18 protein-coding genes and 1 pseudogene are annotated in these 17,714 nt (G+C 66.6%); 11 read left to right on the plus strand and 8 right to left on the minus strand.

What is annotated here, in order from left to right; genetic code table 11:
• The first annotated feature begins 90 nt into the window (after positions 1-90).
• The 6 genes from Q2K19_RS31915 to Q2K19_RS31940 all read left to right on the plus strand — a co-directional run bounded on the left by Q2K19_RS31915 (position 91) and on the right by Q2K19_RS31940 (position 4,707).
• Positions 91-429, plus strand: coding sequence for a PadR family transcriptional regulator (locus tag Q2K19_RS31915; protein WP_302772864.1), 339 nt, complete (start codon positions 91-93; stop codon positions 427-429).
• Positions 411-1,112, plus strand: a complete 702-nt coding sequence (locus Q2K19_RS31920) for a permease prefix domain 1-containing protein (RefSeq protein ID WP_302766057.1) — start codon at positions 411-413, stop codon at positions 1,110-1,112. Before Q2K19_RS31915 ends, Q2K19_RS31920 begins: the two co-directional genes overlap by 19 nt.
• Positions 1,112-1,666 (plus strand): MFS transporter, encoded by a 555-nt coding sequence (locus Q2K19_RS31925; RefSeq protein WP_302766058.1) that lies wholly within the window; start codon positions 1,112-1,114, stop codon positions 1,664-1,666. The genes Q2K19_RS31920 and Q2K19_RS31925 overlap by 1 nt, the downstream gene beginning before the upstream one ends.
• 715 nt (positions 1,667-2,381) lie before the next feature.
• Positions 2,382-3,830 carry a group II intron reverse transcriptase/maturase gene (ltrA, locus tag Q2K19_RS31930; RefSeq protein ID WP_302763313.1) on the plus strand — a complete coding sequence of 483 codons (1,449 nt, stop codon included), beginning with the start codon at positions 2,382-2,384 and terminating at the stop codon, positions 3,828-3,830.
• Between the two features lie 199 nt (positions 3,831-4,029).
• A complete protein-coding gene (locus Q2K19_RS31935) occupies positions 4,030-4,161 on the plus strand; it encodes a hypothetical protein (protein ID WP_302766059.1) in 132 nt (43 codons plus the stop codon).
• A 177-nt stretch (positions 4,162-4,338) separates the two neighbouring features.
• A complete protein-coding gene (locus Q2K19_RS31940; RefSeq protein ID WP_302766060.1) occupies positions 4,339-4,707 on the plus strand; it encodes a hypothetical protein in 369 nt (122 codons plus the stop codon).
• Positions 4,708-4,831: 124 nt separating this feature from the next.
• Here Q2K19_RS31940 and Q2K19_RS31945 read toward each other — a convergent pair whose 3' ends face one another.
• Positions 4,832-5,776 carry a hypothetical protein gene (locus tag Q2K19_RS31945; protein WP_302766061.1) on the minus strand — a complete coding sequence of 315 codons (945 nt, stop codon included), beginning with the start codon at positions 5,774-5,776 and terminating at the stop codon, positions 4,832-4,834.
• A gap of 101 nt (positions 5,777-5,877) precedes the next feature.
• Between Q2K19_RS31945 and Q2K19_RS31950 the strand changes: the two genes are divergently transcribed.
• Both Q2K19_RS31950 and Q2K19_RS31955 read left to right on the plus strand, forming a co-directional pair.
• Positions 5,878-7,076, plus strand: a protein-coding gene (locus Q2K19_RS31950; protein ID WP_302764626.1) for an IS3 family transposase whose coding sequence is annotated in 2 segments (ribosomal slippage) — positions 5,878-6,166 and positions 6,166-7,076 — 1,200 coding nt in all. Because the reading frame shifts where the segments join, the coding sequence is not laid out codon by codon here.
• 164 nt (positions 7,077-7,240) lie between these two features.
• Complete coding sequence (locus tag Q2K19_RS31955; RefSeq protein WP_302766063.1) at positions 7,241-8,266, plus strand: site-specific integrase; 1,026 nt, start codon at positions 7,241-7,243, stop codon at positions 8,264-8,266.
• A 299-nt stretch (positions 8,267-8,565) separates the two neighbouring features.
• Here Q2K19_RS31955 and Q2K19_RS31960 read toward each other — a convergent pair whose 3' ends face one another.
• Both Q2K19_RS31960 and Q2K19_RS31965 read right to left on the minus strand, forming a co-directional pair.
• Positions 8,566-8,961: a hypothetical protein gene (locus Q2K19_RS31960; protein ID WP_302766064.1), complete on the minus strand. Its 396-nt coding sequence runs from the start codon at positions 8,959-8,961 to the stop codon at positions 8,566-8,568.
• 259 nt (positions 8,962-9,220) lie between these two features.
• Positions 9,221-9,793, minus strand: coding sequence for a hypothetical protein (locus tag Q2K19_RS31965; RefSeq protein ID WP_302766067.1), 573 nt, complete (start codon positions 9,791-9,793; stop codon positions 9,221-9,223).
• A gap of 2,281 nt (positions 9,794-12,074) precedes the next feature.
• On the opposite strand from Q2K19_RS31965, the gene Q2K19_RS31970 reads away from it, so the two are divergent.
• Both Q2K19_RS31970 and Q2K19_RS31975 read left to right on the plus strand, forming a co-directional pair.
• Complete coding sequence (locus tag Q2K19_RS31970; RefSeq protein ID WP_302766068.1) at positions 12,075-12,683, plus strand: hypothetical protein; 609 nt, start codon at positions 12,075-12,077, stop codon at positions 12,681-12,683.
• Positions 12,684-12,980: 297 nt separating this feature from the next.
• The gene (locus Q2K19_RS31975) at positions 12,981-14,156 is read left to right on the plus strand and encodes a low temperature requirement protein A (RefSeq protein ID WP_302766070.1); all 1,176 of its coding nucleotides are present in this window, start codon (positions 12,981-12,983) and stop codon (positions 14,154-14,156) included.
• Between the two features lie 10 nt (positions 14,157-14,166).
• Here Q2K19_RS31975 and Q2K19_RS31980 read toward each other — a convergent pair.
• The 5 genes and pseudogenes from Q2K19_RS31980 to Q2K19_RS32000 form a co-directional block, all read right to left on the minus strand.
• A pseudogene (locus Q2K19_RS31980) lies at positions 14,167-14,562 on the minus strand (transposase); the annotation flags it as partial.
• 118 nt (positions 14,563-14,680) lie between these two features.
• Positions 14,681-15,169, minus strand: coding sequence for a DUF421 domain-containing protein (locus tag Q2K19_RS31985; RefSeq protein ID WP_302766071.1), 489 nt, complete (start codon positions 15,167-15,169; stop codon positions 14,681-14,683).
• 75 nt (positions 15,170-15,244) lie between these two features.
• Positions 15,245-15,403, minus strand: coding sequence for a hypothetical protein (locus Q2K19_RS31990; protein ID WP_302766073.1), 159 nt, complete (start codon positions 15,401-15,403; stop codon positions 15,245-15,247).
• A 727-nt stretch (positions 15,404-16,130) separates the two neighbouring features.
• Positions 16,131-16,598, minus strand: coding sequence for a YkgB family protein (locus tag Q2K19_RS31995; RefSeq protein WP_302766074.1), 468 nt, complete (start codon positions 16,596-16,598; stop codon positions 16,131-16,133).
• Positions 16,599-16,758: 160 nt separating this feature from the next.
• Positions 16,759-16,953 carry a hypothetical protein gene (locus tag Q2K19_RS32000; protein ID WP_302772921.1) on the minus strand — a complete coding sequence of 65 codons (195 nt, stop codon included), beginning with the start codon at positions 16,951-16,953 and terminating at the stop codon, positions 16,759-16,761.
• Here Q2K19_RS32000 and Q2K19_RS32005 point away from each other — a divergent pair.
• Entirely contained in the window at positions 16,952-17,533 is a 582-nt protein-coding gene (locus Q2K19_RS32005) for a DUF4396 domain-containing protein (RefSeq protein WP_302772866.1), read from the plus strand. The two genes, Q2K19_RS32000 and Q2K19_RS32005, sit on opposite strands and share 2 nt — an antisense overlap.
• Positions 17,534-17,714: the final 181 nt, after the last annotated feature.

A 17,714-nucleotide genomic window follows, 5' to 3' on the forward strand; every position in this document is an offset into this window, starting at 1 on the left:
ACCGCCATGTGTAGCGTTGCAAAGTATTGTGACGCTACACTAGATGCCGTTCCCCCGGGCCAGCAAGAACGAGGAGGTCAGGTGTTGCCGATGCGACCGGAGCTACTCAAAGGCCATCTCGACGCCTTGTTGCTCGCCGTCCTGGAACCCGGGCCACAACACGGCTACGCCGTCATCGAAGCCCTCCGTGCCAGCAGCGACGGGGCGCTCGACCTGCCGACCGGCACCGTCTACCCGGCGCTCCACCGCCTCGAACGCGCAGGCCTAATTGCCAGCGACTGGCAGACCGTCGGAGGGCGTCGCCGCCGCGCCTACCAACTGACGCCAGCGGGACGCACCGCACTCGGCGAGCAGCGAGCAGTCTGGGACACGTTCTCCACCGCAGTCACCGCTGTGCTGGGCAGGCGGACATGGCCAGCGACCACCTGACCCTGCGAGCCGCCACGGCACGCCTGGACGCATATCTGAGCGACCTCGCGGCAGGTTTGTATGGGCCACGTCGGCGCAGAGAGGAGATCCTCGCCGAACTACGCGACGGACTCGACCACGCCATCACTGATCACATGACCGCCGGCCTGCCCGAACGCGACGCGGTCACCGCCGCGATCGCTCAGTTCGGCACCCCACAAGCGGTCGCGGACGCCTTCGCCGGCGAACTGGCCACCGCCTACGCCCGGCGCACCATCGCCTGGTACATCGGCACCGGACCCCTCGTAGGGATCTGGTGGCTGCTGCTCCTACAGCCGCACCCCTGGCACACCAGCCTCGTCGCCCTACTGGCCGCCATCCCCGCCATTCCACTGATCATCATCGCGATCGCCACCGCCGCCGGAGCCTTCGCCACCACGGGTCGACTCATGCGCTGGCTACCCGAAGCCAGCCCCCTACACGCACTCGCCGCCACCACGACCATCGCCGCCCTTGCGCTCGCCGGAGATGTCATCGTGATCGCGACCTACGCCCGGTCAGACCTCCCGGCGCACTCGCTCGCCCTCTTCGCCATCGCCGCCAGCCTCACTCGGATCGCGGCCAGCCTGGTCACCATGCGCCACGCAACCAAGACGCAGAAGGCCATGGTCACCGTCGTGCACGATCGACCTCCGACTGCCTGATGGCGGCCCCATCGAGCCACGTCGCCGGCTTCGCCAGCTCCATCTTCCTGCCCCTAACCGGTTACCTCGTCGACCAGCACGGCTGGCGCGACGCACTCCTCGTCCTCGCCGCCGTCCACGGGCTGACCACCGTCCCGCTGCACGCCCTGGTTCTGCGTCAACCCCGCCTTGCCACTACCTCCGACTCACGCGCCCAGCTGCCACGCCTCCAACTGCGGGTCGTGCTGCGGGACCGCGGCTTCTGGCTTCTGGCTACCGCCTTCACCGCACACGCGGCTGCAATCGCGACCTTCACCATCTACCTCGTCGCGGCTCTCACCAGCTGGGGCCATTCCGTCGCCCTGGCCGCCGCCATCGCCGGATTGCTCGGCGTCCTGTCCGTGACCGGTCGCCTTGTCACCACAGCCTTACAGCGACGTGGCTCCACCACGACGATCGCTGCCGCTGTCTTCGCACTACAAGCCCTTGCCGCCTTTCTCCTGCCGTGGCGACAGCGGCAGCGGCCGGCGCGCGCCCAGGCGGCGGCGCGTGCGGCCCGTCAAGGGCCGCCTTGAAGACGTACAGAAACTTTGAACAATCCGCAGGCGGCCGCCCGGTTCGTACGTGTGTTCGACCAGGCTGCGTCGGGTGGAGGGTACGTGGTCGCTGGTGGAATGGGTCGGTGCGCCACGAGGCGCTATCGGTCGAGTGGAGGTGGGAGACCTTCACCCGTCTGCTGTCGTAGCAGTGGGCGTGAAGCTGGAGGCAGCCTGATCGCGGGAACGCGCGGGAGGGTGGGAAGCGGCCTCGACAACGCCGGGATGGGTTGGTACTGCCAGACGGCCCAGGTTCGGCAAGCGAGACGGAAAGGTGTACGTGAGGAACCGACGTGTAACGCCTCTTAATTCCACCACCGGCTCAAATCTGGCGGATATGGGCCGGGATCGCGGACGAACCATCCGGGCTAGCGCCGTCCGGGTGGGCTCCACGGCGGGGTTGATCCCCTCGTCGTGGTGGTTGCGGGGAAGGTCTACGGCGTACCCGCAGCGGGCCGCAGGGGCAAAGTTGGGCACCTCCTCCGTCGATCGATCGGTGGTGAACGTGGGAACCGTCTGGGTGCGGACCCGCCGCGACGCGGCCAGCGTGGCGGAGATGGGAGGGCACGTTGTCCTGCCGGGGCACCTCGATGGGGCGGAGTCCGCGTAGTAGTCCGAGGGCGGGAGAGCCGTCTGCATGGCGAAGGCGGGCAGCGGGTTCGCAGGGAGGGATTGTCATGCCAGGAGGTCGCTGGTGAATACCGGCGCGCCGTGGCCGAGCCTCGATGAGGCGTGGCGGCGGGTACTGGAGATTCAGACCAAGCTGCATCGATGGGCAGGCGAGGATCGGTCTCGCCGGTTTGATGATCTGTTCAACCTTGTCACCGATCCCGCGTTCCTGATGGTGGCGTGGGATCGGGTGCGGAGTAACACCGGCTCGCGCAGCGCTGGTGTGGACGGCTTGACCGCCCATCACCTTCAGGCGCTGGTCGGTGCGGAACCCTTCATGGGCATGATCCGGGAGGCGGTGCGGTCGGGTGAGTTTCGGCCGCTTCCGGTGCGGGAGCGGCTGATCCCGAAGCCGGGCAGCCTCAAGAAGCGCCGGTTGGGGATCCCGACCGTCGCGGACCGGGTCGTGCAGGCGTCGCTGAAGCTGGTGCTGGAGCCGATCTTCGAGGCGGACTTCCATCCGTGCTCGTTCGGTTTCCGGCCCCGCCGGCGCGCTCAGGACGCCATCGCCGACATCCATCTTCTGACATCCAAGTCATATGAATGGATCTTGGAAGCGGACATCGAGGCGTGCTTCGACTCGATCGACCACGCCGCGCTGATGGCGCGGATGCGTCGACGCGTCGGGGACAAGCGCGTGTTGAGCCTGGTGAAAGCCTTCCTCAAGGCCGGAATCCTCACCGAGACCGGCTCCCGCGAGGAAACACACACCGGGACGCCGCAAGGGGGCATCCTGTCTCCGCTGTTGGCCAACATCGCCCTGTCCGTGCTGGACGACTTCGCCCAGCACACGTGGCAGACGGCGATGTCGACGAGAGTCCTGCGCGCGAAACGCCGCCGGCACGGCCAGCCGAACTGGCGGCTCGTCCGCTACGCAGACGACTTCGTCATCCTCGTGCACGGCGAACGGCGTGACGCCGAACAGCTGCGCGACGAGGTGGCCGTGGTCCTCGCCGGGATGGGCCTGCGCCTGTCACCGGCGAAGACCATGGTGGTCCACATCGACGAGGGCTTCGACTTCCTCGGGTTCCGCATCCAGCGGCACCGGAAACGGGGCACGGGTAGACGGTGCGTATACACGTACCCGTCCAAGAAAGCGGTCACCGCGATCAAGGACAAGGTCCGCACGCTCACCCACAGCTCAGCACAAGCCGACCTGACCGCCCTGCTGGAACGCGTCAACGGCGTACTACGAGGGTGGAGCAACTACTTCAAGCACGGCGTGTCGAAATGGACCTTCAGCTACCTCGGCGCCTTCACCTGGCACCGGACAGCGATCTGGATCCGGAAACGGCACAAGGGCCTGACGTGGAAGCAACTCCGACGGCGCTTCATGGCCGGCGGATGGACGATCACCGACGGACAGCTCACCCTGTTCAACCCGGCCTCGGTCACCGTGTCCCGGTACCGACGCCGCAGCGTGATCCCCAACCCCTGGACACCCCCGACACGTCGCCTGACCCAGCCGACGTGAGTCCGTGGAGAGCCGGATGCAGCGAGAGTTGCACGTCCGGTTCGGGAGGCGGGCCGAAGAAACGGACCGGACGAAAGCCCGGCACCGCGCTTCGGCCCGACCTCACTGGGGTCGGATGGCCCGGCGCGACATCTGACTGCTCTCGGACGGTCGGCTCTGGCGGGTCCGTGGCCGCCTCGGTGGTGACGGAGGGCAGGAGGTGTCGTACGACTTCACCGACGAAGCCTCCGCCCGGTCGATGATCGACCGGATGATGAAGACCTCGGCCGGCACCTGGCGCGACCTCACGGAGGCCATCCGGCAGGAGGCCAACCGACGGCGCAGTGACTAGCGTGCCCCTGTCCAGCCGCCGGGCACTCGGGCTTGTGTTGGTCGTTGCTGTGAGCCGCAACCGAAGGGGCTTGCTGGTCAATGTGATGCTGGTGGCGTGGCCCCGCTACACCCCCGCTCCGAGCCGATCATGGCCCCACCTCCGAATCCGGCGCGCCTTCGATTGTTGGCTGGCACCGTGTTCAGCGCTGTGATGGTGCTGTGGGGCATGTTCACCGTCGGTCAGGCGCTCTGGCTCAACGCCAACGGGAGCACCAGACAAGCCCAGGTCGTGGACGTACAACATCACATCAGGAGCAGTACTGTCCGGGTGCAACTCGCCGACACGGGCGACGAGGTCAACCTGTGGGCCTGGAGCGGAGAGCCGAAGGTCGGTACGACCATGACCGTCGTCTACAACGAGAGCCACAACTGGGCCAAGGACGCCCGTGCATTTGCTCCAACAGGTCGCTTGTGGAGTGGGTTCGGCATCGGGCTCTGGGCCCTCTGCTTTGTGTGGGTCCCCGTCGCTTGGCGCCGTTGGCGCGGCACGGACGACGAGGTGTAAAAGATGCCTGCTCTAACGGCGCGGATGATGAATACCTCGGCCGGCTCGTGGCGGGAACTCACGGAAGCGATCCGGCAGGAGTCCAACCGCCGGCCGGCAGGCTCACTAGTCGATGGCCTTCGAGCTACTGCGCGGGTGGCTCGCCGTACCGCTTGATGTGTTCGGCCCACTCACGGGCGACCGCTTTTGCCTGGGCACGACGCATCGGTGCGGTGCGGTGCACCTGAAGGTTGCCCTCAGGGTCGTCGGGCACATAGGCGATCACTGGCCACCTGTTCGTCACGGCCCGCCACGGCCACACCACCAGCGTCGCGAGCAGCGCGCCCACCACGTTCAGCATGTCGAAGAGCTCACGGTCTCGTGGGCCGAACGGCTCGTAGTGGTACCAGGGCGCCCGCCACGGCGCGCGCGGGACTGGCCGCCATGCGAGACGCTGCCGGCCTACCCGCCACGGGATCCATTCGCCCGTCGGCGACCGCGTGAACACCAACACGCCGTCATGGTGACACCGACGCACAACCTCGTGAAGCTGATGGCGACCGATGTATCGGTGATGGAAGCCCGCCGAGTGGACGGGACTATCGCCCCGACTACCAAGGCATAGCAGACCATCAACCCGCACATGAGCGGCAGAACCCCGAGCGAGGCCGGTAACGGTCAACGGCAGGTGTCCGGGCGGACGTGCACACCGCACCACGACGGCAGGTCGGCTGCCCACACCCGCCAGCCGCCGGCGTCCCGCCGGGTCTCGAACCGCCACGGGTGGGCTGCGCCGCTGAGGTTGATCTGTTCGTTCCACCAGATCGCGTGGACCTGGACGGTCACTGTCGCGGTCGTCGTCCTGGTCCACGACGTCGATGGGTCCGACCGTCTCGTGCTTCGACGGCACGTTGCCGCGTTCCATCTCGCCCCGGTACTGACGCCACTGCCGCAGCAGCTCGTCGTGACGCCTGCCGGCCAGTATCCGCGACAGGCCGATCTCCTCGCCGCTGCTCATCTGGAGCACGTACACCGTCACCGCCGCGTCCGGCGTCGCCTCACCGCGCTCCGCCTGGGCTTGCTTGCGCACGGCCCATGACACTGGCACAGCCACGATGGGAGTTGCCCCCTGGTCCTGGACACTTGAGCCTTGGATCGTGATGGTCCGGGGAGATCAGGAGTCCCTGACAGATGGTGAACAAGCACTACCCCGCCGAGTTCAAGGCCGACGCGGTCGCGTTGTACCGGTCTCGGCCGGGGGCGACGATCGCGCAGATCGCTGACGATCTGGGCGTCAATCGGGAGACGTTGCGCAGTTGGGTCCGCGCTGATGATCAGCGTCGGGGCGCAGCGGCCGGGCCGGCGGCGCCGCCGGCGTCCGGGTCGGTGGAGGATGAGAACGCGGCGTTGCGGCGGCGGGTGCGGGAGTTGGAGGAGGAACGGGACATTCTGCGGAAGGCGGCCCGGTATTTCGCCGGGGAGACGCGCTGGTGAACCGCTTCCAGTTCGTCGCCGACCATCAGCAGCGCTATGGCGTGAAGCGGTTGTGTCAGATCCTCGGGGTGTCCCGCTCGAGCTTCTACTACTGGCGATCGGCCGCCGAAGCGCGGGCCGCCCGGCAGGCCGCGGACGTCGCGCTGGCCAGCCGGATCCGGGCGGTGCACGCCGAGCACGACGGCACGTACGGAGCACCACGGATCACCGCCGAGCTGCGCGATGCCGGGCAGTTGGTCAACCGTAAGCGGGTCGCGCGGGTGATGCGCCGCTTCGGCGTGCAGGGTCTGCGGTTGCGCAGGCGAACTCGTACGACGGTGCCGGACCCGGCCGCGGCGAAGGCCCCGGATCTGATCGGCCGGCACTTCACCGCCCCCGCGCCGAACCAACGCTACGTCGGCGACATCACCTACCTGCCGGTCGGTGACCGCGGATTCCTCTACCTGGCCACCGTCCTCGACCTGCACTCCCGGCGCCTCGCGGGCTGGGCGATCGCCGACCACATGCGCACCGACCTGGTCATCGACGCCCTCCACGCGGCGCAGCGCACCCGGGGCAGCCTCGACGGGGCGATCATGCACACCGACCACGGAGCTCAATACACCTCCCGGGCCTTCGCCGCCGCCTGCACCACGGCAGGGGTCCGGCAGTCAATGAGCGCGGTCGGTAGCTCCGCCGACAACGCGGCCGCGGAGTCGTTCAACGCCACCTTCAAACGCGAGACCCTCCAGGGCCGCCGCGCCTTCACCGACAAACGCGAAGCCCGACTCGCCGCATTCCGCTGGCTGCACCGCTACAACACCATTCGACGCCACTCCCGGCTCGGACAGCAATCACCGATCACCTACGAGAAGAACACCCGCCCAGCGCCAGCTACGCTGGCCCCGGCCGCATAACCCCCGTGTCCAGGATCAGGGGTCAAGCCCCGATCCCTGCACGCAGCACAGCGACGAGCGACAGAACCAGCCACGGCCAATGGCGCGGCGACCGAACAAGCGGCTTGCCCGCTGCCACCCGGAAACCGGCAGAGCTGGTCCCTCCCAATGCATAGATCGAGGGCATGATTCCCGCCGCTCTGGGTGGTGTCGATCCCAGTGCTGCCACGGTGCGGCTGGCTGGCTATGGGGATGCTGTCATGGAGCTGGCCGTTCGGGGTCTTGAAGGCAAGACTCTCGACCCTTATCTGGCTGGATGGCGCAAGCGCGTGGTCCCCTCGCTGGGTCACCTTCCGGTTCGCATGATTTCAAACGGTGTGGTCGACCGGACCGTTCACGGCTGGATTGCTGATGAGTGCAGTCTGTCAACGGTCAAGAACAGCCTTGCAATTCTCGTGCGCGTGATGGAGCAAGCGGTGCGCGACGGCGTCCTTGATCGAAACCCGGCGAAGGTGAGCGGATGGCAACGCGAGTATCAGCGCGCGGAAGATGAACTCGATGATCCCCGATCGCTGGCGTTGCCGGATTGGAATGCCCTGACGCGGCTCGCCGACGCACTCGTAGAGCCCTCGGCTGGTCGGTTCCAGGGCTGGGGTGATGTCGTGATCTTTGCTGCCTGTACAGCAGCGCGCATCGGTGAAGTGGCTGGCGTCCGTGCCGGCGATATCGATCTGACGAACTGGACTTGGACAGTCCGGCGACAGACGACGCCCAGCCCTGGAGGTCTCGTAGACAAGGGCACAAAGGGAAAGCGCGCTCGCGTGGTCCCGCTGATCGTGGAGGCGCGGGAGCTGCTCACACGTCGACTCATGCCATGCGATGGCCCAGCCGCCAGACTCTTCACCGGCTCTCGTGGCGGTCGGATCAGCACCGCAGTGCTGCGAGACGCGACCCACTGGGACGAGGTCGTCACGGCTCTGGGCTACGAACATCTGCGTCGCCACGACCTGCGCCACACCGGCCTCACGTGGATGGCTGACGCAGGTGTGCCGGTCCACGTCTTGCGGAAGATCGCTGGGCACGGATCGCTCACCACGACCCAGCGGTACCTGCACCCCGATCGCCAATCGATCAGAGATGCGGGAGCGGCACTGAGTGCACACCTGCAGGCTCGCCGGTCCCCAGATGGTCCCCAGCTACGCGCTGTTTAGCCCGCCAACCAGGTCTACGCCCGGAAACACAAGAGGCCGCTTACCAGGATATATGCTCCGGCTAGCGGCCTCTCTACCTGCCGGGACGGCCGGATTCGAACCGACGACCCCTTGACCCCCAGAGATCGGCAACGCGGTCCGGTGCGGCTCGCACCGCTGGTCGACAGTGCGATGGTGGTCACCATGGTTCCGCTCGGTGTGGTCGGTTGCTGTACTCCGCTGCTGTACCGCTTAGCCTCGCAGGCCGCCAGCCTTCCGCTGCTCAACGGTCTGCATCACTCGGCGCGGCAGGCGGGTGGCTACTTGAAAACGCTAATGACCCCGGTAACGGTACCGACGACGCCACTGACGGTCGCCAGCTTCGCGGATGCCCCAGTCCAGATGCCTTTGGTCTTCTCGCGCCAGCCGAGAGACCACCAGTCACGCCCGAACTTCTGCCACTTGTGCTGTCGAAGATGGCAGCCCAGGACCAAGCCGGCCGAGTTGTTGCGGCAGAACTCGACGACACCGCCCCGCTTCCGGTTGATCGCGCCGCAGTACACGGGCGCTTGGAAGAGGACGAAGAGAATCAGTAGGCCGACGAGCACCGCGTAGAGGCCGGGCCCGACCGCGTTGTTACCGAGAGACAGGAGGAGCACTGCCAGGACGCCATAGCCCCAGTACTGCCAAAGCTTCGACTTTTCGCGCGACGCCATGGGTGCGAAGAGTACCGACGTGATCGCAAAACGTGAAGATCCTTGATCAGTCGACCTTCCGACGGCTGGCCACTTCCAGCGGTATGGATCTCCTTGGCACCTGGAGACGATCGAAGCGGGCTTCACGCCTCCCGACCTGGAACTCAGGCAGCCAGCGTTGGTCAACCTCTGTCGCTACTGGTTCACCTTCCACGGCCTGGCAACGGCCTGATCTTGGTGCCACAGGCCGCGCCGCCGGTCAGCTTGGCCTCTCGGTCGGTCAGTGGCGGCAGCGGCGATCACTCGTACTGTGTCGCCGCTGCCGCCTGAGCAGCCAGCGTGGCTTCACGCCCCCGTGCCTATCGATGTGCTCGCACAGTTCGCGCTCCTCGTACCCGCCAGGAACACCCATGCCGACAGATACCCAGAAGGCTCTCGCGTCTCTCACGTGTCCGCTGCCCGTGAACCATCGCAGCCCCGGGTTCTCTTCGCGAAGCGCCCTCAAGCCGGTCGAGGCAAGCCCCTTCCGTTGGTACTCCTCAGCCGTGTACGGCTTGTCCACCCAAGCCGCTTGGCAGGTCCGGCAAACGATGTACTCGACCACGAAGGCGAACCGGCCGTCCAAGTTCGCTCCTCTACAGCGCCACCCGAAGTACCGGCCCGAGACGGTGTCCTGCCAAGGTGTTTCGAGTGTCGGAAGTTGGCCGACCGAATACCGCGGGCGCCGGTCGACCCGACCTCGCGTCAGGTGGTACAGCGCGGTTCGGATCGGCGTCCGACCGGACGAGCGACCGACGCACGTCAGCGCCTGGTCCCGCAGCCGCTGCACCTCCGGCTCGGTCTCCCTCGTCACGCAAGCAACGCTAGCGGCGGGGCCGACACCGAGCCAGAGCAGTGGAGCGCATAGGGGATTTGAACCCCTTACACCCACGGTAGCGAGCGAACATCGCCAATCGGACCGGCGTGACCTTGGAGAACTATGCAGGATCAACGTGTTTGCCCTAGCGAACTGAGGGTAGACCGGGCAGACCTTTAGAGGAGGAGGTTATGGAAAGAGTTTGGATGCCGAGATATGAGCTTGAGCCTGGCGAGAACCAGGCCACGTTGCCGCAGCTGAAAGACGTTGCCATTCGAGAGACTGTGAAAGCCCCCGAAGTCTGGCTGTCCGCCAAGGATGGAACGCTCTGGCGCTATGGCAGTGCGAGCGCATACCCTCCCCGCCGTGGGAGTCAGGTACCCAGACCAGATGCCATTGCCACTATGGCCGTAGCACTCAATGACAGCGTGTGGGCCGTGACCTCCTCTGGGGCACTTTGGTGGCGCTCCTCAGATGGGAGATGGGTGAAAATAGGAGTCCCTCCTGGCATCGAACCATTGGTAGAGGTCGCAGTAGTGTGGGGGTCGGTATGGGTGTGCCGCGACGATGGCGCGATGTGGCAAACGACGGACAGCAAAACATTCAGCGAGCGGACAGCCCTTATTGGATTCAAGCGCCTCGCCGGCCTCAATAATGGTGACCTGTGGGGCATCAATGCGCACGGGTCTCTCCTCTATCGATCCCCCACCACCGGCAACTGGAATCAGGCCGGACCCGCAACGACGCCGTGGGTTGACGTCTCGGTCAGCGTTGAAGGGAAAGTCTGGCTGGTCAACGGTGCTGGCGAGGTGTGGACCACGACCGACGGAACAGGATTTCTAAAGATGCCGGGCGAGGGATTTAGCCGAATCGCTGCTGGGGCATACGAGGAAATCTGGGCGGTCAAGACAGACGGAACCTTGTGGTGTTGGCAGCCGGCGCCGCCCACGCCGCCTCCGCCTCCGCCTCCGCCCCCTCCGCCTCCGCCCCCTCCGCCTCCGCCCCCTCCGACAGAAGTCAGGCCCCAACTGCAGGTGTCCACGAGCGGGTCGGGGGAGAGCACCGTCTTCCATCTGACGGGATCGGGGTTTCTCGCCAATGCAGAAGTTACTATCCGGGGGGCACGGATCGGAACAGACGGAGTATTTGACTACTACTGGATCACTCGGGCATCCGGTCAACGATCTATAGCCATCGACCTCCCAATTCCGTGCCTTTCCGGTATCCAGATCAGTTTCTCGGCCAATGATGGCCGTCCCGACCCAGGCGATCTAACCAACCGCTTCTGGAGCAACACGGTCCCTGCCAATTGCCCCTGACTGGGCAGCGTGGTCAGTGTGAGGGACGCGAGCGCCCAGGCTCGCGGCTCAGCCAGGGTTCACTGTTGAATGAGCTGCGGCATTCCGAGCAGGGCGCCCAGTTGGTCGGCCGTGAAGCCAAGTTTGACGTTGACCTCAGAGCGGTGGCCCGGGCCGTCGCCGACGGGGAGCTGGACCTGGCACCGGGTGGGGACCGAGCCGGACTCATGCCAGCAACAGATGAAATGCTGCTTCGTCGTCGCAGCGACCTTGCTGGTCTTGACCTTGGACGCTGACGTCTAAGCTGCTCGGATCGCGCCGGCTGCAGCGCTGCCGCTTCCCAACCATCCCGTCGGCCTTCGTCCGCACATTCGTGGAGCGGGTGGGGCCTGCCCGGTCAAGGTGGAGCACCCTACGTCTGAACGACCTTGACCGGGCAGGCCCCACCCGCTCGGCTCTGCCCGGACGGAGGTCGTCGGGATGGCGCCAACTATCCCGGAGTGCCTGAGGACCCGCCGGAGGCACTTCCCTTGTGTCGACTGATGCTGAAGCCCCGGATCTGCCAGTACGCATGGCGGCCCGGGGCTTCGTCGTATGTCGCGCCGCCGGCGGGCTGCAACCGACGCGCTGGCGGCCGAAGGCCAGAGGCGCGGCGGCGGGCCATGGGCCCGGCCCAGGGTCGGCGGCGCGCGCGGCCCGCGAAGCGGGCCGCCTTGATCTCGTACAGAAAGTCCTCACACCGCTTGGTCCAGCCGACTGTGTCGTGTCACGGGACATGCTTGACATGCGCGTCCCACCAGATGCTTGACATGACCGCCAATCGACTGGTGCTCGCGCTCCACCTTCGGTTAACCGACGTCCGCGTGGTCTCCCCGTTGCGGGCCTGGGCCACAATCCAGGCTGTGCCACCTTCGCTCCCTCGGTCCGGCAGCGCACGGCGCCGCCGACTTTCCCTGGTCGCTTGCTTCACGGTGCCTGGGTTGATCGCGGCGCTCGCCGACCTGTTCGCCTGGTCGGAGGAGCTGCCTATGGTTGCGCTGGTCATAGCGATGGTGGTTGCGAGCGTACTTGTCTGGAACAGCGTGTGGAGCGAGGCTTCGCTCGCCGTGAAGGCGGTCGCGATGGCCGCATTCGTCGCCTCCTTCTTCTGGGTGCTCACGATGATGGAGGCCCCTCGGCTCACTGTGCTCGCCCTGCATGGGGAGCCGGTGGTCGCGACAGTCGTGGACCACGACGTCGCCCATTACTCCACCCGCTCAGGCGGATTCGACGTGCACTGCTACAGCCTGCGGCTCAGCGACGGCACACCCTTGTTCGGGGACATCTGCCGGCACTGGGACGATGAGTTCGCCGTAGGTGAGACGCTCACCGTGCTGGTCGATCCGAGCGGCCTGATCGCACCTGAAACCCCGGATGAAGTTGCCGACGCCCGCATCTGGCAGATCCTCGGGCTCGTGGGCCTCGTGGCGACCCTCGCCTTGTGCTGGGTCAGTGGTGGGCCCCCACCGCGGGTGGGTAGCGGCCGCCTCCCTCCGCGACGGCTGCCTCGTCCACCACGTTCCAAACGTCGCAGCAAGTACGAACCCTGATTAACCACTGCTTGCCTAGATCATCTGTCAGGCATGTCCTGGGACGGATTCGTCAAGCATGTGGTGGGGCTAGACATTGGTCCAGCCGACTGTCCGGTCTCAGGACCTGCGTGACAGATCGGTATCAGGACCTGGGTAACACTCCGCCACCTGTAGCAATGGCCGGCCTCTACCGTCGCCCGCCACAGGCGAGGGCATTCGACCCCAGGCTGCGCCGGCACATCCACATCCACCAGCGCTGCCGGGTGGTACGACTGTTTCAGAGGCTGACAGAAGCGGCAGAAACGGGGCGAACCGATGACGGGTGGCGCAGCCCGGCTGCTGCGGGAACGGGAGGAGCATGGGGCGACGTTCCTGGACCTGTTCCTCGACCTGGTATTCGTCTTCGCGCTCTTCCGGCTCTCGCAAGGGCTGCTGGCGCATCTGAACTGGAGCGGCGCCATCCAGACGGTGCTGCTGCTGCTCGCTGTGTGGCGGGTGTGGTCCGGGACGTCGGAGGTAAGCGACAGGTTCGACCCCCGACGGCCGGCGATACATCTGCTGATCATCGGGTGCATGTTCGGCAGCATGGTGCTGGCGGCCGCGGCACCTGAGGCATTCGGCGCACATGGCCCGCTCTTCGCCGGCACGTACGTCGCCGTCCAGGTAGGCCGCGCCCTCGTTCTCGTGATCATTACGCGGGGCGACGAGCGGCAGCCTACCGAGATGCGGCTGCTGTTCTGGTACGGCGTGTCGGCCGTGCCCTGGCTCGCAGGTGCCTTCGTGCAGGGATGGCCGCGGGGGGTGCTGTGGTCGCTGGCGCTGGCCGTTGACTGGACGGTGCCCAGACTCGGCTGGCCCACGCCGAGGATGGGCCGCGCGAGCGCGGCGGAGTTTGCGATCTCGGGCGAGTTCCTGGCGGAGCGGCAGCGGCAGTTCTTCATCATCGCGCTCGGCGAGCTGATCCTGGTCACGGGGCTGGCGTTCACCAGCGACGGCTTCGAGGCGAACCGCAGCGCGGCGGCCGTGGTGGCGTTCGCGACCACGGCGCTGCTCTGGCGGATCTACATCTACCGTGCCGGGGAGGTGCTGGGCGCCGCCGTCGCCGTCGCCCCCGATCCGCTTCGGGTTGCCGTGTCGGCGATATCCGCCCACCCGGTCATGGTCGCCGGCATCGTCGCGATCGCCGTCGGCGACGAGCTCGTCATCGATCACCCGTTCGGGCACACCCCACCGGCGTGGGCCGCCGTCATCCTCGGCGGACCCGCACTGTTCCTCGCCGGACGGGCCATCTTCGAGCACACGGTGTTCGGCCGGGTGTCCAGAGACCGCGTGGCCGGGATCCTCGTGCTCGCCGCCATCTCCCCGGCAACGATCTTCCTGCCGCCAGTGCTGGTCGCCGCCGCCGCTGCCATCGTCCTGGCTGGGATCGCCGTAACCGACGCAGCCCGCGCCCGGGGGCGCCCACCCGAGCCGCCCTCACGACCCGGCTAGTTACTAGCCGGAACGTGTCCCCCGTTCTGTCACGGAGGTCGGTGAACCGGGCTCGGGCGGCGGCTTCGGTCGGCGCGGTGTAGACCGGCCGCAGGGCTTTGGCGACGGCGTCCCAGTGCTGCCGGCCGGCATACCAGAACGAGGCCCGCAGCAGGTGGATCTCACAGGTTTGCACGACCGCTTCCGGCCACACGTCGGCGATCGGATCCGGCAAGCCTTTGAGCCCGTCGCAGACCACCATGCACGCATCCGCGACGCCCCGGTTCTTGAGCTCGGTGAGGACCTGCAGCCAGAACTTGGCGCCTTCGCCACCGTCGCCGGCCCACAGGCCGAGGATGTCCCGGGTGCAGTCCACGGTGACGGCCAAGGCCAGGTAGATAGGCCGGTTGGCGACCTTCCCATCGCGGCCGATCTTCAGAAGATCACCGGATAGACCGGGTCCAGGGCGGACGGTCCGGGGGCTACCCTGCCCTCCGGACGGCAACCGGCCGACCCGTCCGATTTCGGCTCGCACGAGCTGACGCTCAGGCGTCCTCGTCGCCGGTCAGCACGGAAAGCCGTCCCCGCCCCTCCAGCACGGCGAGCCGTACGGCGCGCGGATCGCTCACCCCGTGCTGGCGGAGCAGCGCGTCGAGGTCGCCTCGAGTCATCCCCATGCGGCGCAGCTCGTCGTGCCGGACCTGCCCGCGTGCGATCACCACCACTGGCCCCTGCTCGAGCATCCGCCGCCCGATACGGGTCAGCCGGAGCCGGGTGATCAGCGCGTGGGTGGCCAGGATGACGAGCAAGGTCACCGCGCCGGCGAGGTAGCTGGCGTCGGGTGCGGTCGGCAGCCGCCCGACGATGGCGCCCACGGCGATGGCGGCCACGAAGTCGTACGGGGACAACTCGGCGAGGGTGCGCCGACCGGCGGCGCGCATCCCTACCACGGCAGTGACGTAGAGCAGGAACGCCTTGGCCGCGATCCAGCCCAGTCGGCCCGGCTCGCCGATCAGCTCCGCGAACATGCTCATCGCTCGTCCGCCGGCGGCACCCGGCCGCCGCGGAGATCACCCGGCTGCTGGCGTCGCGGCCGGTGGCCCGGTCGGTCAGGCACGTCGCCGGGACCGGGCCAGGGCGTAGCCGAGCAGCAGGCCCAGGCCTACGGTGGTCACGACCCGGATGGACAGGACGGAACAAACCTTGCCGAAACCCTCCCGGGGATCCACCACAGTGCCGGCGAGGTCGCCGGCCGTACCAACCAGCACGTCACCGAGCCGACTGAGATTTATGACGTTCCCCTTCCCTCTGCCGCCATCTGCCACCAGGCCGGTACCCGCGCTCTGTGCGACGAAACGGCATCACCGCGCCGGGCGCCCGAACACCTCGTCAGCGGTCCGCTCACCCTCGGCCACCAGCACCTCGTCACCGGCGCAGCACGGTCTCCCGGCCGAGCCGGAGCTGTTCGCCGTCGCGGGCCACCGGGCTGACCCACACACCTTCGTCGCGGCTCAGCTCGAAAAGTGGGCGGCGGTCGGGCCCGGGCGCCCTTTCGATCGTGTAGTGCCGCAAGCCCGCCGGTTCGCCCTACACCCGGATGCCGACCGCCCATGGTTCCAGCGGGATGGTGCGCATCGGCACACCAGCGGGCGACCAGCGGGACGAGTCCGCCCTGCACCACGATCGAGAAGGCGACCACGGCGAAGATGATGTCGAAAAGCCGCAGATCCTGCTCCAGGTCGGCGGTAAGGATGAAGGTGCCGAGCAGGATGGGCACCGCCCCTTTAAGCCCGACCAGAATGTTTTCAGGCGGAGCCGACAATACGCAGGTCGCGAGCGTCGGCCGGGCGGCCGAGGGCTGTGGCGGTGCCGTGGGTTGCTGCCTCTTTGCTGAAAGGCGGCCGGGCGGTGACGGGCCCACAGCCGTTGTCTTGCATCGGCGCAGGCGCTTTCATTCGTCCTACGCTTCCAGCGCTCCGAGTGCCTTACGGCGGACTATCGGTGGCGGGCGGCGCGCAGCGACTCGGCAGCTGTCAGGAGAGCGGCACCGAGGAGCACTGTGTCCTTCAACAGGAATTGCCCCAGCTGGGAAAGGCTGAAAATCCCCTGCCCTTTCTGCCGAGCCTCGGGCGTCGTGGCCAGGAAACTGAGCGTGGTGAGGAACATCCCCACCGCCCCGAAACTACCGATCGCCGACGCTCTAGGCGCAAGCGGCTTCGCGGCGATCAGAGAGCCCACGGTGATCTCCGTGACCCCGATGAGTCGGTTGAGCTTTTGGGCGCCCAGCTTCTCGCGGAATCGCGAGAACAGCGGACTCGAGGTGACCAGGGGCTCGTCATTTTCGACCTCGTACTGCTGGAACTTGAGCGCACCGATCCACAAGATGTTCGTGGCCAGTGCGCAGCGCAGGACTGAGAAGCTTACGGAAGCGAGGTCATCGGCCGAGGCGCGTCGTGTGCCCATCGCTCGCTCCTAGTCGCTGTGTCGACGGTCGGCGTGCTGGCGGACCCTTACCCGCTGGCGCCAGCCACACACGCCGCTGCGCGTATGCGGATCACGCTGACCGAGATGCCTCACCGGCCGATGTGCTCTCATGTTTGAGACGGCATCTTGGTCGCCTTCCTCACCTGGTGGCGGAGTTCATCAGATCCGCCGCCACCGGCATTGCATCGGGTGCCCTGGAGTGAACGGAGATGATTGTGCAACCGACGTGGCTCGTGATGCTTTCGTGGGCTGTGCTCTTTGTGGTGTTGGCCAGCACCGCCGTTGTCGTTGTTGACCAATTTGTTTTTGGATATCGCCAGCCGGTCAAGGTCATGGAGATAGTCTGGCCGGCGACCGCCCTCTACCTTGGCCCAGCAGCCGTCCTGGCCTACAGAAAGTGGGGTAGACCCCAGTCTCCCCGGTGGCTGGACCGGCACGGCAACCCGCCCAGGAGGTCGCGACATGCTCCTACGATAATCCAAACTTATCATTGTGCGACGCACTGCACTCTGGGTGTCATCATTGCTACGCCTATCACCTACGGCGTTGGCCTCGAAATATTCGGCAGCGCAGTGTGGCCGGAAGTCGTCGGCGACTATGTAGGCGCAGTGGCCATAGGCGTTGCATTTCGCTACTCTGCTGAGGCTCACACGGGTGGTCGAAGAGCGTGGGCCGCAATGCGGAAATTTTTCAGGGCGGACCTGCTGACCGTGTCCGTCTTCGAGCTCGCCCTATTAGGTTGGCTGGCGCTAATGCATTTTCTTGTTTTCCACGAGACCCTGCGACCTAGTAGTCCGGTGTTTTGGCTCATTATCCAGGTCGGGTTAATCATCGGTTTCTTCGCCGCTTGGCCGCCAACCTCGTTGCTGATCCGCCGCGGCGTCAAAACGGAATTGCTGGGCGCGCCGCAGTAGGTGGTGATGCGCCGGCACCCTGGGGCGGAGTGGTGCACGTTGAGCTTGGTGTCAACGCAGAACGTCGAATGCCAGGCGGGGCGGCCCAGGCAGCAACCACCAGGACAGAGCGATGTCTTTCGCGCTTACGCATGCCGCCAGGACATCCACCCACAAGATCCGAACTACCCAGCAGTGCGCG

This window comes from Micromonospora sp. NBRC 110009 (assembly GCF_030518795.1).
Classification (GTDB): domain Bacteria; phylum Actinomycetota; class Actinomycetes; order Mycobacteriales; family Micromonosporaceae; genus Micromonospora.

Coding starts and splice junctions, on each gene's coding strand:
- Q2K19_RS31915 (WP_302772864.1), top strand. CDS start 91: ATGCGACCGGAGCTACTCAAAGGCCATCTCGACGCCTTGTTGCTCGCC.
- Q2K19_RS31920 (WP_302766057.1), top strand. CDS start 411: ATGGCCAGCGACCACCTGACCCTGCGAGCCGCCACGGCACGCCTGGAC.
- Q2K19_RS31925 (WP_302766058.1), top strand. CDS start 1,112: ATGGCGGCCCCATCGAGCCACGTCGCCGGCTTCGCCAGCTCCATCTTC.
- Q2K19_RS31955 (WP_302766063.1), top strand. CDS start 7,241: ATGATTCCCGCCGCTCTGGGTGGTGTCGATCCCAGTGCTGCCACGGTG.
- Q2K19_RS31960 (WP_302766064.1), bottom strand. CDS start 8,961: ATGGCGTCGCGCGAAAAGTCGAAGCTTTGGCAGTACTGGGGCTATGGC.
- Q2K19_RS31975 (WP_302766070.1), top strand. CDS start 12,981: ATGACGGGTGGCGCAGCCCGGCTGCTGCGGGAACGGGAGGAGCATGGG.
- Q2K19_RS31985 (WP_302766071.1), bottom strand. CDS start 15,169: ATGAGCATGTTCGCGGAGCTGATCGGCGAGCCGGGCCGACTGGGCTGG.
- Q2K19_RS31995 (WP_302766074.1), bottom strand. CDS start 16,598: ATGGGCACACGACGCGCCTCGGCCGATGACCTCGCTTCCGTAAGCTTC.
- Q2K19_RS32005 (WP_302772866.1), top strand. CDS start 16,952: ATGGAGATAGTCTGGCCGGCGACCGCCCTCTACCTTGGCCCAGCAGCC.
- Q2K19_RS32000 (WP_302772921.1), bottom strand. CDS start 16,953: ATGACCTTGACCGGCTGGCGATATCCAAAAACAAATTGGTCAACAACG.